At 74.2% G+C, this 14400-nt stretch carries 13 protein-coding genes; 7 read left to right on the forward strand and 6 right to left on the reverse strand.

The window, feature by feature from the left end:
* Window positions 1-237: 237 nt before the first annotated feature.
* Window positions 238-1017, reverse strand: coding sequence for an endonuclease/exonuclease/phosphatase family protein (locus NI26_RS11420; protein ID WP_081984974.1), 780 nt, complete (start codon window positions 1015-1017; stop codon window positions 238-240).
* 191 nt (window positions 1018-1208) lie between these two features.
* The gene (locus NI26_RS11425) at window positions 1209-2621 is read right to left on the reverse strand and encodes an MFS transporter (protein WP_235426351.1); all 1413 of its coding nucleotides are present in this window, start codon (window positions 2619-2621) and stop codon (window positions 1209-1211) included.
* A 164-nt stretch (window positions 2622-2785) separates the two neighbouring features.
* Here NI26_RS11425 and NI26_RS11430 point away from each other — a divergent pair, with 164 nt between their 5' ends.
* Genes NI26_RS11430 through NI26_RS11450 form a run of 5 tightly spaced genes read left to right on the forward strand, consistent with a single transcriptional unit; the run spans window position 2786 to window position 8283 of the window.
* Window positions 2786-4018, forward strand: coding sequence for an alanine racemase (locus NI26_RS11430; protein WP_066655374.1), 1233 nt, complete (start codon window positions 2786-2788; stop codon window positions 4016-4018).
* Window positions 4018-4869, forward strand: coding sequence for an IclR family transcriptional regulator (locus NI26_RS11435; protein WP_066655376.1), 852 nt, complete (start codon window positions 4018-4020; stop codon window positions 4867-4869). Before NI26_RS11430 ends, NI26_RS11435 begins: the two co-directional genes overlap by 1 nt.
* On the forward strand, window positions 4866-5948 hold the full coding sequence (locus NI26_RS11440) for a sugar kinase (RefSeq protein WP_066655378.1): 1083 nt from the start codon (window positions 4866-4868) through the stop codon (window positions 5946-5948). Before NI26_RS11435 ends, NI26_RS11440 begins: the two co-directional genes overlap by 4 nt.
* A gap of 56 nt (window positions 5949-6004) precedes the next feature.
* Window positions 6005-6673, forward strand: a complete 669-nt coding sequence (locus NI26_RS11445; protein WP_200884104.1) for a bifunctional 4-hydroxy-2-oxoglutarate aldolase/2-dehydro-3-deoxy-phosphogluconate aldolase — start codon at window positions 6005-6007, stop codon at window positions 6671-6673.
* On the forward strand, window positions 6670-8283 hold the full coding sequence (locus tag NI26_RS11450) for an N-acyl-D-amino-acid deacylase family protein (RefSeq protein WP_235426352.1): 1614 nt from the start codon (window positions 6670-6672) through the stop codon (window positions 8281-8283). Before NI26_RS11445 ends, NI26_RS11450 begins: the two co-directional genes overlap by 4 nt.
* 34 nt (window positions 8284-8317) lie before the next feature.
* Here NI26_RS11450 and NI26_RS11455 read toward each other — a convergent pair whose 3' ends face one another.
* Window positions 8318-8704, reverse strand: coding sequence for a RidA family protein (locus NI26_RS11455; protein WP_066655379.1), 387 nt, complete (start codon window positions 8702-8704; stop codon window positions 8318-8320).
* A gap of 246 nt (window positions 8705-8950) precedes the next feature.
* On the opposite strand from NI26_RS11455, the gene NI26_RS11460 reads away from it, so the two are divergent.
* On the forward strand, window positions 8951-10204 hold the full coding sequence (locus NI26_RS11460) for a hypothetical protein (protein ID WP_066655384.1): 1254 nt from the start codon (window positions 8951-8953) through the stop codon (window positions 10202-10204).
* Window positions 10205-10327: 123 nt separating this feature from the next.
* Here NI26_RS11460 and NI26_RS11465 read toward each other — a convergent pair whose 3' ends face one another.
* The 3 genes from NI26_RS11465 to NI26_RS11475 form a co-directional block, all read right to left on the reverse strand.
* Window positions 10328-10819 carry a pyridoxamine 5'-phosphate oxidase family protein gene (locus NI26_RS11465; RefSeq protein ID WP_066655386.1) on the reverse strand — a complete coding sequence of 164 codons (492 nt, stop codon included), beginning with the start codon at window positions 10817-10819 and terminating at the stop codon, window positions 10328-10330.
* A gap of 519 nt (window positions 10820-11338) precedes the next feature.
* On the reverse strand, window positions 11339-11965 hold the full coding sequence (locus NI26_RS11470) for a hypothetical protein (RefSeq protein ID WP_066655388.1): 627 nt from the start codon (window positions 11963-11965) through the stop codon (window positions 11339-11341).
* A 253-nt stretch (window positions 11966-12218) separates the two neighbouring features.
* Entirely contained in the window at window positions 12219-13328 is a 1110-nt protein-coding gene (locus tag NI26_RS11475) for an LLM class flavin-dependent oxidoreductase (protein ID WP_235426353.1), read from the reverse strand.
* Window positions 13329-13442: 114 nt separating this feature from the next.
* Between NI26_RS11475 and NI26_RS11480 the strand changes: the two genes are divergently transcribed.
* Window positions 13443-14372 carry an SDR family oxidoreductase gene (locus NI26_RS11480; protein ID WP_066655390.1) on the forward strand — a complete coding sequence of 310 codons (930 nt, stop codon included), beginning with the start codon at window positions 13443-13445 and terminating at the stop codon, window positions 14370-14372.
* Window positions 14373-14400: the final 28 nt, after the last annotated feature.

Below are 14400 nucleotides of genomic sequence, written 5' to 3' on the forward strand. Positions count from 1 at the left end.
GTCGCCCCGGCGACCGACGACGGACGGGAGGCACGGTGCCAGCTGGCACCGTGCCTCCCGTCCGTCGTGCAGTACCGTCCCGCCGCGGGTGGGGTCGAGCGGGCACGATCCGTCACGCCAGGCGGTGCTGGCAGCCGAACGTGCCCGCTCGACGGACGGACACGGCATGTCACGCCCGTTCGGCGGGACGGTGCCGGAACGCGGGCGAGGGACAGCGAGCACCCGGCCGTGGCGGCCTCAGGCGGCGGGGGTCTCCGGGACCTCGACGGCGGCGGTCGCGACGCCGGGGTGCTCGTAGTGCGCGCGGACCAGGATCGGCCGGTGGTCGGAGATGCCCGCGGGCAGGGTCTCGACGCCGGCGATGTGCAGCCCGACACTCGTCGCGAAGTCGAAGTGGCCGGTGAACTTGCGGTAGCGCAGGTAGGTCGGCTGGTCGGACAGCGACAGCGCGAAGCCGTGCTCCTCGATCTTCCGGCGCAGGTTCGTCTGGAACCACGGGTAGTTGAAGTCGCCGACCATGATCGCCGGAGCCTCGTCGGACAGCTCACGGACGAACTGGTGGGCCGCCTCGATCTGCTTGCGTCGCAGGGAGTTCGTGGCCGTCAGCGGCGAGGCGTGGAACGAGGCCACGATGACCTCCGTCTCGGCCTCGGTGTCGCGGAGCCGCATCGCGATGAGCCGTTCGTGCGCGGGGGCGAGCACCCGGTCGTGCAGCGACTTCTGCAGCGAGTGGATGCTGAAGTCCTGCACCTCGAAGCGGTCGTCGCGCTTGTAGATCGCGAGACCGAGTCGGTTGGCCTTCGTGGAGGCGGCGAGCGACAGCCCGGCGACCTCCGGCGCGAGGTCGTTGCTGTCGCACTCCTGCACGCAGATCACGTCCGCCTGCGACGCTTCCGCCAGGGCGGCGAGCTCGCTGTTGGCGGTGTGCTCGCGGAGGTTGTAGCTGACGACGCGCAGCTCGGTCGGCTGCACGGCGGTGTCGTCGGTGATCGTCCCCTGCTGCTGTGGCCCGGCCATGCTGCCTTCCGTCCTGGGTGTCTCGGTCACCCTGCCGCGGCAACCGTACTCGGCTGTCGCGGGCAGTTGCTGTGACCGTAGCGCACCCGGGGTCCCGATCGTGTGACCGTGTCGCGAACGGACAGCGGACAGCCGACAGCCCCCGGACAGCCGACGGCTGACAGCCCCGCCGGACAGCGGGACGGCGCCGGTCAGCGCGCCGCGGCCCGCACCCGTCGCGCCGGTCGCACCGTGTCCCCCGCGGTCCGGCTCATCAGGACACCCTCGACACAGGCCACCACGAGGAGCACGGCGATCACCCAGAAGGCCACGTCGTAGGGCCCGGTCCCGCCGAGCCCGGCCGCAGCCCGGATGGCCACGGCGGCGACGGCGACCCCGAAGCCCGCTGCGACCTGCTGCAGCGTCGACGAGAGCGTGTTCGCCGGCGTCATGTCCGCCTGCTCGACGTCGGCGAAGGCGATCGTGTTGTACGCCGTGAAGCCGACCGACCGCGCGGCGCCGCTCACCACGAGCAGCACGGCGAGCAGCCAGAACGGGGTGTCCTCGGTCAGGAACACCATCGCGACGACGCTCAGCGCTGCGATCGCGCTCGACACGACGATCACCGGCCGGTAGCCGAACCAGCGGAGGAACGGCGTGGTCATCGGCTTGATCCCGAGGTTGCCGACGAAGACCCACAGCACCGCGGACCCGGCGAGCACCGCGCTCCAGCCCCAGGCGTCCTGGAAGAGCAGCGGCAGCACGAACGGCACGGCCGACACGGCGAGCCGGAACAGGCTGCCCCCGGCGTGCGAGACGCGGAAGGTCTCGAGCCGGAACGACCCGAGGCCCATGATCGGGTGCGGGGCCCGACGGAAGTGCCGCACGGCGAGCCAGCAGCAGACGCCCCCGACCACGCCCGACACGACGACCGCGACCAGGGGGATCTCGTCGAGTGCGAGCAGGGACGCCATCACCACGAGCGAGCCGAGTCCGAGGCAGGCGAGCAGCGACCCACGCCAGTCGAACGGGACGCGTTCCGGAGCGCGCTCCTGCGGCACGAGGACCAGTGCGGCGACGAAGGCGATCACCCCGAGCGGGATGTTGACGAGGAAGATCCAGTGCCAGCTGAGGGTGTCGACGAGCACGCCGCCGACGAACGGGGCGATGATCGGTGCCGCGAGTGCGGGCCAGGTGAGGATCGCGATGGCGGTGACGAGCTGTTCGCGTCCGGCACTCCGCAGGACGACGAGCCGTCCGACGGGCACCATGAGTGCTCCGCCGAGCCCCTGCAGGATCCGCCAGAGCGTCAGCTCGACGAGCCCCTCCGACGCCGCGCACAGGGCGGAGGCCACCGTGAAGAGCGCGATCGCGCCGGTGAAGACCGTGCGGGAGCCGACCCGGTCGGTGAGCCAGCCGCTGACCGGGATGAACACCGCGAGCGTGACGAGGTAGGCGGTGATCGCGACACCGATCGCGGCGGAGTCGACGCCGAGGTCGCGGCCCATCGCCGGGGCTGCGGTCGCGAGGATCGTGCCGTCCAGGAGCTCCATGAAGAAGGTGCCCGCGACGAGCACGGCCACCGCCGTGCTCCCCCGTCGTCGTGTCGTCGTCATCGTCGTCATCACGTCGAATGCTATGCCCGCTCGGTTTCTGCCCGACGCAGCCGGCAGGCGCCGGGGCGTACCACCGTTCTGCACCGCAGAATGGGCGGGACGAGGACGTTGCCCGGTGGACCCGGCACCGGGATCGTTGCCCCAGGAGCACACCGCACGACGCAGGAGGACCGATGACGACCACCCCCGCAGCAGCAGGGCACCCCGTCCGCCCGCCCGGCACCGTCACGACGAAGGGCGCAGCCGACCCCGCCGCCCCCGTCCTCGGCCGGCACGTCCTCGACCACGCGCACCTCCCGGTGATGACGCTCCGCGAGTCCGCCCTCGCCCACAACACCGCCGTCATGCAGTCGTACGTCGACCGCCACGGGCTGCTGCTCGCCCCGCACATGAAGACGCACATGGCCCCGGCCCTCGCCGACCGCCAGGTCCGTGCCGGCGCCTGGGGCGTCACGGTCGCCTCCGTCCAGCAGGCCATGGTCGCGTGGGCACACGGCGTGCACCGGATCCTCGTCGCCAACGAGGTCCTCGACCCCGCCGGCCTCGCCTGGCTCGCCTCCCGCCGGAGCGTCGACCCCGACGCCGACGTGCTCTGCAACGTCGACTCCGTCGCCGGTGTCACCGCGGCGGCGAGCGCCGCCCGCTCCGTCGGCGGCACCGTCCACGTGCTGGTCGAGGTCGGGTTCCCCGGCGGCCGGACGGGCGTGCGCTCGGCCGAGCAGGCGCGCGAGGTCGCCGTCGCGGCGCACGACGCGGGTCTCGTCCTCCGCGGGGTGACCGGGTACGAGGGGGGCCTGCCCGACGTCGACACCGCACGCGCCTGGGTCGCCGAGGTCCTCGCGATCGCCAGCGACGTGCGTCGTCTCGTCGCCGGCCGCACCCTGCTCAGCATGGGCGGCAGCGCCTGGTTCGACGGGGTGGTCGACGCCGTGGAGGGCCGTCCGGACGACGTCGACGTGCTCCTGCGCTCGGGCGCCTACCTCACGCACGACGACGGCTTCTACGCCGAGCGCACGCCGTTCGGCCGCCGCCCGGAGGAGGGCTCGCTCCGCCCGGCGATCGAGGTGTGGGGCCGCGTCACGTCCTGCCCGGAGCCGGGCCGCGCGCTGGTCGCGGTCGGCAAGCGCGACGTCTCGTTCGACGAGGGCCTGCCGGTGGTGCGCGGCGTCCGGCCGGGAGGCACGGCACACGACCCGCAGGTCGTCCCACCCGGGGCGGTCACCGTCACCCGCCTCGACGACCAGCACTGCTACCTCGCCCTGGGTGACGGGGCGCCCGGGCTGACGCCCGGCGACGTCGTCGTGCTCGGGGTCTCCCACCCGTGCACGGTCTTCGACAAGTGGCGGCAGGTGCAGGTGCTCGCGGACGACGACACGGTCACCGAGACGATCGCGACGTGGTTCTGATGCCCGACGACGAGCAGTCGCCGCCGTCGCCCGTGCCCGCGCGGAACGCCGCACTGTCGCTCCGCCGGGGCCTGACGGTCCTCGACCACGTGGCCGACCGCACCCGGAACGGCGCCGCCTCGGTGTCGCTCGGCGAGCTCGCGACGACCCTGGGCACCGCGAAGTCGACCGTGCTGCGCCTGACCGCGCCGATGGTCGAGACCGACCTGCTCCGCCGCACCCCGGACGCCGGCTTCACCCTCGGGCTCGGCGCACTGCTGCTCGGCCAGAGCTACCTCGAGGGCATCGACCTGCGCGCCGCAGCGGCGCCGTTCATGCGGCGCACCGCGGAGTCGACCGGCCTGACCTGTCACCTGGTGGTGCCGGACGGCACGGACATCGTCTACGTCGACAAGGTCGAGACCCGCGGAACGGTCCGGATGGGGTCACGCATCGGCCACCGCCTGCCGATGCGGAACACCGCCTCCGGCAAGGCGATCGTGGCGTTCGGCGACCCCGGGCTCCTCGGCGCGGTGCTCGCCGTGCCCGCGACCGCGATGACCGACCAGTCGATCACCGACGACGGACGCTGGCGGCAGGAGGTCGACCGCACCCGGGCGCGCGGGTACGGGATCGACGACCGCGAGAACGAGCCGGGCATCCGCTGCGTGGCCGCACCCGTGCTCGACCACGCGAACCAGGTCGTCGGCGCGATGAGCATCTCGGGGCTGGCGTCCCGCTTCCCGGCGGCGGCGGTCCGCGAGCTCGGCGACGGTGTCGTGCGGACCGCGCTCGAGATCTCGGTCGCGCTCGGGTCCTCGTCGGCACAGCTCGCCCTGCGTCGCACGGCACCGGGTGGGGTGACCCGGTGAGCGCGCACACGGGGGTCCTCACCCTCGGCGAGACGATGCTCCTGCTGGCCGGCCCCGGTGTCGGCGAGGTGTGCGACCTCGACCACATGCGCGTCGACACCGGCGGGGCGGAGAGCAACGTCGCGATCGGGCTGGTCCGCGCGGGTGTCCCGGCCACGTGGGTCGGACGCGTGGGGGCGGACCCCGCCGGTGACCGGGTCCTGCGGGACGTCGGGCAGGCCGGCGTCGAGGTCGCCGCGGTCGTCGACCCCGAGCGTTCGACCGGGCTCATGATGAAGGAACGACTGCGGGACGGCCGGACCCGCGTGACCTACCACCGTCGACACTCCGCGGGCTCGGCGCTCGCACCGGAGGACGTCCCCGCCGGGCTCGTCGAGCGGTCGGCGCTCGTCCACGTCAGCGGCATCACGCTCGCGCTCTCGGAGTCCGCCCGGCGGACCGTCACCACGGTGCTCGACCGCGCCGAGGCCGCCGGGGTCCCGGTGTCCTTCGACGTGAACCACCGGCAGAAGCTGCTCGACGCCGCGGTCGCCCGGGAGCACTACCGCGCCGTCGCCGCCCGTGCCGCGGTGGTCTTCGCCGGCGACGACGAGGCCCGCATCCTGCTCGGTGCCCCGGACGGTGCCGGGGACGACGGGGCGAGCCCGCTGCAGTCCGACGAGGACCTCGCCCGTGGGCTCGCCGACCTGGCCCGTGGTCGTGCCGTGGTGAAGCTCGGCTCCCGCGGCGCCGTCTCGGTCGTGGACGGGCGGACGACCCGCCGCGCGGCGACACCGGTCCGGGTCGTCGACCCGGTCGGTGCCGGTGACGCGTTCGTGGCGGCCTGGCTCGCGGCGACGCTCACGGGGGCCGACGCGGACAGCGCGCTCGACCGGGCCGCCGACGCCGGAGCGCTCGCCTGCACCGTCCCGGGCGACTGGCGGTTGCCGGTCCCCGGCGCGAGCCCCGACACGCTCACCGCTGACGCGTCGGACCCGTCCGATCCGTCCGACCCGTCAGACCCGTCGGACCCGTCAGACCCGGCCGGCCCCCGAGCAGCCGCGATCGACACCGCGGTGCACGACCGCGTCGACCGCTGACCGCGACCACCACCCGTCCGGCACGAACCCGCCCGACCGATCCGAGGAGCCCCACCGTGAGCACCCACCACACGTCCACCGGCGACAGCCCGTCGGTGCCGCACCACGGCACCCGGCACGGCGCGGGTCCGGCCGTCGCGATCCTCCGCGGCGGCACGGGCGAGCACGTCGAGGCGGTCGTCGACACCCTGGTGGGCGCCGGCGTCCGCGCGGTCGAGCTCACCACGAACACCCCGCGCTGGCGCGAGGGCACCGCCTGGACCGCGCGACGGTTCGGCGACGGCGTCTCCGTCGGGGTGGGCACGGTCCTCGACCCGGAACAGGTCGACGACGCTGCCGACCTGGGGGCGTCCTTCGTCGTCAGCCCGCACCTCGACCCCGCGATCGGCGAGCGTGCCCACGAGCGGGGCCTCGGCTGGTACCCGGGGGCAGCGACGCCGACCGAGATCGTGCGGGCGTGGCGGCTCGGCGCCCGGGCGGTGAAGGTGTTCCCGGCGGCACAGCTCGGCGGCCCCGCGTACCTGCGGCAGGTGCTCGCCCCGCTCGACTTCGTCGACGTGGTCCCGACCGGCGGCATCGGGATCGACGATGCCGCCGACTACCTGGCAGCCGGTGCGGTGGCGGTCGGACTCGGCTCCCCCCTGGTCGGTGACGCCCTGGGCACCGGGGACACGGTCGCGCTGCGGTCCCGCGCGGAGCGGCTCGTCGCGGGGCTCGCCCGGTGACCACCACCGCGGAGACCGGTGCGCCGCTCGTGCTCCGCGGCGGGTCCGTCGTCGACCGGGACGGCCCCACCCGCGCGGACGTGCTCGTGGAATGCGGTCGGATCACGGCGGTCGGTGCGACGGTTCCCGTGCCGGACGACGCCAGCACGATCGACTGCGGTGGCCGCACGGTCCTCCCCGGGGCCGTCGACGCGCACTCGCACGCCGGGTCCCGGGTCTTCGACGAGGACGTCCAGCTCGCGCTGCTCCGTCAGGGCGTCACGTCGATCGTCACCGGCCAGGACGGCGTCGGCCCGGCCCCCGGCGACGGCAGGTGGGCGGGCCGGTACTTCGCGGCGATCGACGGCCCGCACCCCCGGTACCGCGGCGGCGGCACCGCCGGCCTGCTGGCGACGTACGACGGCACCACGCCGCTGAACGTCGCGACCCTGGTGCCCGCCGGGACGATCCGGCACGAGGTGCTGGGCGACGAGGACCGACCCGCGACCGCCGAGGAGACCACGGCGATGGGCGCGCTCGTCCGCCGCGGGCTCGCCGAGGGAGCGCTCGGGCTCGCCACCGGGCTCGACTACGTGCCGGGGCTGTACGCCGACACCGCCGAGCTCGCGGCGCTCTGCGCGGAGGTCGCCGCCGTCGACGGCGTCTACGTGTCGCACGTCCGCGGCGGGTACGAGGCGAACCTCCGCGTCGGGCTCGAGGAGGTCGCCGAGATCGTCCGGTCGAGCGGGGTCCGTGCGCACGTGTCGCACCTGCACGCTCCGGTCGACACGGCCCTCGGCGTGCTCGAGGACCTGGCGGCCGCGGGGGTACGGCTGACCTTCGACGCGTACCCGTACTCCCGCGGGTGCACGATCCTGTCGATGCTGCTGCTCCCCGCCGCACTCGCGCGCCCCGGCACCGACGACCTCGCCCGCGCGGTCGCCGACGACGCCGGACGCCGCCGGGTCCGCACCGCCGTGCTCGACCGGGTCACCGCGCGCCCGGACCTCGGACCGGGCTGGGCGGACCAGGTCACGCTCTCCCACGTGCCCTCACCGGCGCACCACGACCTGCAGGGCCGCACCCTGACCGACGCCGCGACGGTGCGACGCACCGAACCCGTGGACCTGGCGATCGACCTGCTCGTCGCCTCCGACCTGCAGGTGACCGCGATCATGCGCGTCCCGCACCCGCGCTCCCCCGCCGACCTCGCGCCGCTCGTCCGGCACCCCGGGCACACCGCGGGGTCGGACGGCATCCACGTCGGCACGCACCCGCACCCGCGGGCCACCGGCACCGTGGCGCGGTACCTCGGCGACTTCGTGCGTGCCGGGCTGCTGTCGTGGCCGGACGCCCAGCGGCACCTGTCGACCACCGCCGTCGAGCACCTGCGGCTGGGCGACCGCGGGGTCGTGCGTGCGGGGGCGGTCGCCGACCTCGCGGTGGTCGACCCCGAGCGGGTGGCGGCGCGGTCGACCTACGACGACCCGACGGCCACGGCTGTGGGGACGGACGACGTCCTGGTGGCGGGCGTGCCGGTGCTCGCTGCCGGACGTCTGACGGGCACCACCCCGGGCGCCGGGATCCGGCGTGCGGGCGCGACGGCACCGAGGGGCACCGGAGGTCGGTGAGGTTCCGCTCAGGGAGCGGGACGGCGGGTGACGATCAGGAGGCGCTGGGCAGCACCGCGACGACGTCGATCTCCACGAGGATCCCGGCCAGGTGCGACTGCACGGTCGTGCGGACCGGGTACGGCTCCGAGAAGTGCTTCGCGTACTCCTCGTTGAAGGCGGCGAAGTCCCGGTCCGAGTGCTCGAGGTGGACGGTCGACTTCACGACGTCGTCGAGGGTCGCGCCGTGCTCGGCGAGGACGGCGGCGACGTTGGCCAGCACCTGGGCGGTCTGTCCGGCGACGTCGTCGGCCATCGCCCCCGTCGCCGGGTCCTGCGGCCCGAAGCCCGCGGTGTAGAGGAACCCGCCGGCCACGATGCCCTGGCTGTACGGGCCGGCGGGTGCCGGGGCGTTCGCGGTGACGATGGCGGTCTTCGGCACGGGGACTCCTCTGGTCGTCGGACGCGGTCCGTCCGGGTGGGCCTCCAGGCTAGGGCCGGCCCCACTGCGCGGACCGACCACCCGCCGGAGCCGTTGCGGTGTGCAGAACGCGGGACGGGCCTCCCGGCCGACCACCGACGACCGACCCGTCCGCGACCGGCCACCGGCGTGCCGGAGGGTGCCAGGCGACGGTCGGTACGCTCGGTCCGTGCCCACCGAGAGCCCTGCGCCCGCCGGAGCGGGCCGGTGAGCCGCACCGACGGCGCCGTCACCGGGACGCTCGCGAACGGTCGACGTCGCATCGTCGACCTGGCGACGAGCCTGCCCGTCTGGGCCGCGGTGCTGCTGGTGTGGGGCGGCGGCCGTCTCGTCTCCACGGTCTGGCTGGCGCTCGCCTACCCGCTGATGGCCCGGCAGATGCCGGACAACGCCATCTGGGGCAACGAGCACGGGTTCGGGTCGTTCCTCACCGCGTGGGACGGCCAGTACTACGAGCAGATCTCGGTGCACGGCTACCCGACGACGTTGCCGCTCGACGCCGCCGGGCACGTCGCCCAGAACGCGTGGGCCTTCCTCCCGGCGTTCCCCTTCGCCATCCGCATGCTGACGGCCTCGACCGGGGTGCCGTTCGCCGTGGGGGCGCCCCTCGTCGCGCTGGCCGCCGGGCTCGTGGCGACGTTCCTGCTGCACCGGCTGGTGAGCGACCGTGCCGGCAACGCCGCGGGCATGTGGGCGGTCTTCTTCTTCACGTGCGGTCCGCTGTCGTTCCTGCTGCAGGTCGGCTACGCGGAGAGCACGTTCCTGGCACTGACGTTCGGCGCCCTGCTGGCGCTCGAACGACGGCGCTACGGCCTGCTGACGGTGCTCGGCGTGGTCGCGGCGTTCACCCGTCCCGGGGCGCTCGCGCTGCCGCTCCTGCTCGGGGTCGTCGCACTCGTCCGCTGGGTGCGTGCACGACGAGCCGCCGCGGGCACCGGTGTGCGGTCCCTCGAGGCCTTCCCGGTGGCGGAACGCGTCCGGGTCGTCGCCGCCGGCGTGGTGATGGCTGCGGCGGGTCTGGCGTGGCCGGTCATCGCGGCGCACGTCACCGGGCGGTCGGACGCCTACCTGGAGACCGAGATGTCCTGGTGGGTGAACTTCATCGGGCGGGTCGACTTCACACCGATGACGCCCTGGTTCCTGATCGCCGGGCGGTGGCTCGGGGTCGGTGGGGTCCTGATCGTGGTCGTCCTGCTCGTGGCGTACCCCGTCTGGCTGCTGCGGCGCTCGACCCGGGCGCTTGGCTCGACGACCGTGCTGTACTCGGCCGCCTACGCGCTCTACATCTTCGCGGTGTCCCTGCCGATGGCGTCCACCCCGCGGCTCCTCATGCCGCTCGCGCCGTTGTTCGGCTCCCCCGAGCTCGTCGCCCGGCCCTGGATGCGCTGGACGTTCGTGAGCTGTGCGCTCCTCGGGCAGCCGGTGCTCGTCGCGGTGCTCTGGCTGCTCGGCCCGCCCTGACCCCAGCGGTACGCTCGACGGAAGGCTCGCGGCACGCTCGCGAAACGCAACGTCGGCGGTTCCTCGCAGGGCTGTACCGCTGCGAGGGACCGCCGACGTTGCGTGGTGCGGAAGGGGGACGGGCTAGAGCTCGACGGTGCCGTGGTGGCCGGTGTCGGGCTGGCTCTGCTTGCCGATCGCGGCCTTCAGGGTCTGCACGAGGCTGCCGACCGGGCCGGTGTCCTGCGTCCAGTACTCGACCGAGTCGCCCTCGACGGTGAGGAGTCGGATGGTCGGGTCCTCTCGGCCGTCCGGGAACCACGCCTCGGCGAACGGGGACCAGAGTTCGTCGATGACGGACTCGTCGCGGGTGACCGTCGCCGTGCCCGCGATCGACAGGTACCCGCCCTGCGACTCGATGGCGACGTTGACGTGCGGGTTGCGCGCGATGTCCTCCACCTTCTCGCTGCCGTCCTGCACCAGGAAGCGGAGGGTCCCGTTGAACGCCTTGTCCTGCACGGCCAGCGGACGGGCGTGCAGCTGGCCGTCGTCGCTGACGGTGGTGAGCAGGGCGGTTCGAGCGCCGTGGACGATGTCCGAGATGGCTGCGCGGTGGTCTGCCTGCGTGTCGGTCATGATGCTCCTGTTCGTCGTGCGCCCCGTTGTGCTCGACGTCCGGCCGGGCACTGCCCGGGCGCGTTCCGTTCCCGCCAGTGTGCCCCTCGTCGCTGGGACCTGCCCGCCCGGGTTCCGGCCCCCGCACGAGTGGCTGCGGCGCGGACGCGTGCCGCGCGGGACCGGGCGTGCAGGGCGGGAACGGGCGCACCTGGCGAGAACGGCGCACCTGGCGAGAACGGCGCACCTGGCGAGAACGCGCGTCCCTGGCGAGAACGGACGTCCCTGGCGAGAACGGACGTCCCTGGCGAGGACTGGCGTACCTGGCGAGGACTGGCGCACTTGGCGAGGACGGGCGCACTTGGCGAGGACGGGCGCACTTTGCGGGAACGGGCGTACCTGGCCGTCCGAGAACGGGAGGTACGCCCGGAACGATCAGGTATCGCGGTCGTCATGGGAAGGAACGGGCACGGACGGACACCCACACGCTCCGACCCAGCGGCCCCACACCGCGCCGCCCCCGGGGCCGAGGGTGACGCGTCAGGCGGCGGGCTCGCGGATCGTCGTCTCGACGTCGACGACCTGCGGGACGCGCGGCATCGAGGCGAAGCCGAACGCCACGGGCGGGTCGAGCGGGGCCAGGGACCCGAGCGGTTCCCCCGCCCAGGACCCCGAGACGCCGGTGACGTCGTGCGCGCCGGTCACGCCGTAGTACTCGCGGCGGCCACCTCCTGCGGTCCCGGCCGTGCCCGCGCCGGGAGCGACCAGTCGTGCGACCGGGTCGATCACGCTGAGCCACCGGGGATCACGCGCGATCGGCTTCGGCACGATGCGGAGCACCCGCCCGAGCGGTGAGATGGATCCGACGTCGATCGAGGCGCGGAGCGGGCCGGCGTCGAGCTCGAGACCACGAGCGGTGCGGCGGGCGTCGATGTCGACCACCGACACCGTGTCGAAGCGGTAGGTCCCGGAGACGTACGCGGCGACGATCTCGTCCGGCGCGAGGAGCACGCTCGACCCGTCCGGCTGCTCCAGGAAGACGTCCGTGAAGGCTCCGAACGGCGACCGGTCCCACATGCCGACGACGAACCGCACACCGGACGTCGTGCCGACGCCCATGATGCGACCACGGAACCGACGCTCGACGATGTTGGGGCGGGGCGACATGCGGTGGACGGTACCCGGCGCTGCCGTGAGTCAGCGTGGCGGCGGTGGGGCGCGCCTCCCGGCCGACGGGACGCTGCCGGACCCGGCACAACGGGAAGCACCCCGCGCCACGGGATCCCGTGGTGCGGGGTGCTTCTCGTTGTGCACGAGCAGGCCGCACCGGCCCGCCCCGAGCAGCACCGGCCCGCCCCGAGCAGCACCGAGCCGCCCCGAGCCGCACCGGCCCGCCGGCCCACCCCGAGGAGGCGTCCGCCTACGGCACCGGCACCGGCTCGGCGAGCAGCTCGCGCACCCGCGGTGCGACCCGCGTGCCGTAGAGCTCGATCGACCGCATCATGTCCTCGTGCGGCAGGCGACCCGTCGCGTACCGCATGTCGAAGCGCGAGACGCCGAGGATCCGCATGTTCCGGGCGATCTTCCGCGCCACCGTCTCCGGCGACCCGACGTACAGCGACCCGCCGGCGGACAGTCCCGCCTGGTACTGCGCGGCGTCGAGGGGCGGCCAGCCGCGCTCGCGGCCCAGCCGGTCGGTGACGGCCTTGTGGTACGGCCAGTAGCGCTCGGCTGCCTCGGCGTCGGTCTCGGCGACGAAGCCCGGCGAGTGCATCGCGATGGGCTGCTGCGGGAGCTCGAGCTGCGTGAGCGCCTGGCGGTACAGCCGCGAGAACGGGGCGAACTGCGCCGGCTGCCCGCCGATGATCGCGAGGAACAGCGGCAGGCCGTAGGACGCCGCACGGATGACGGACTGCGGCGAGCCGCCGACGCCGATCCAGGTCGGGATCGGGCCGTGCTCGAGCTTGGGGAAGACGTCCTGGTCGACGAGCGCCGCGCGCTTCGTGCCGGACCACGTCACCGCGTCCCCACCGCGCAGGGCGTTCCAGAGCTGCAGCTTCTCCTCGAACAGGACCTCGTAGTCGGCCAGGTCGTAGCCGAACAGCGGGAAGGACTCCGTGAACGAGCCGCGGCCGAGGATCACCTCGGCGCGCCCGTCCGACAGGGCGTCCACGGTGGCGAAGCGCTCGTACACGCGCACCGGGTCGTCCGAGGACAGGACGGTGACGGCGGAGCCCATGCGGATCGACGAGGTGCGGGCGGCGATGGCGGCGAGGACGACCTCGGGGGCGCTGACCACGAAGTCCTCGCGGTGGTGCTCCCCGACGCCGATGAAGTCGATCCCGACCTGGTCCGCGAGGACGGCTTGGTCGACGACGTCGCGGATGCTCTGCGCGTCCGAGCGGAGCGACCCGTCGGCACGCTCGGTGACGTCTCCGAAGGTGTCGAGGCCGAGCTGGACCGGCCCGATGCGCTCGGGTGCGGGCGGCGGGACGTCCGACGGGCGGTCGGTGCCGAATGCGTTGCTCATGTGCGCCTCCTGATCGATGCGTTTGCATGAACTGTAGCACCGCGGGAGCCGGACGTACAGCCCCGACGGCGCGCGCCCGGCGGGTCACCAGACCGCCGGCGTACCGTGCCGCGCATGGCGAACATCCCCGACCAGACCGGCCGTCGCATCGTCGTGACCGGCGCGAACAGCGGCACGGGCAAGGAGACCGCGAAGCGGCTCGCCGGTGCCGGCGCGAGCGTCGTGCTCGCCGTCCGCACCACCGCGAAGGGCGAGGACGCCGCGACCGAGATCCGCCGGGAGCACCCGGGCGCCGACCTCGAGGTGCGCGAGCTCGACCTCGCCGACCTCGCCAGCGTCCGCCGGTTCGCCGCGGGCATCGCCGACGACGGCCGTCCCCTCCACGTCCTGGTGAACAACGCCGGCGTGATGGCCCCGCCCGAGCGCTTCGAGACCGCGGACGGCTTCGAGCTGCAGTTCGGCACGAACTTCCTGGGACACCTGGCGCTCACGAACCTGCTGCTGCCGACGTTGCTCGGCACGGCCGCGGGCAGCGACGACGCCCGGCCCCCGCGCGTCGCGACGATGTCGAGCCTCGCCGCCATCCCCGGCAGCATCCGCTTCACCGACCCGCAGTGGGAGCGCGGCTACAACGGCTGGCGGGCCTACTCGCAGTCCAAGCTGGCCGACCTGCTCCTCGCGCTGCACCTGCACCGGCTGTCCGTCGAGCGGGACTGGCCACTCGTCAGCACGGCGGCCCACCCCGGCTACACGCGCACGAACCTGCAGTCCACCGGCCGCTCGCTCGGCCGGTCGCGTCCGGTCCGCGCGAGCGACCGCGCGCTCCCCTTCACGCAGGCGGTGGAGCAGGGCGCGGAGCCGCTCCTGTACGCCGCCGTCGGTCCGGCCGCGGTCGGCGGGGCCTACTACGGGCCGTCCGGGTTCGGGGGCCTGACCGGACCGACCACGACGGTCTCGGTGCCGCGCTCGGCGCGCAGTGCGGACCTCGCCCGGTCGCTCTGGGCGGTCGCCGAGGACCTCACCGACACGCACGCGCCCGCCTGACCGCTGGCTCGGCACCCGCACCGGCCGG

This window comes from Curtobacterium sp. MR_MD2014, from assembly GCF_000772085.1.
Classification (GTDB): Bacteria; Actinomycetota; Actinomycetes; order Actinomycetales; family Microbacteriaceae; genus Curtobacterium.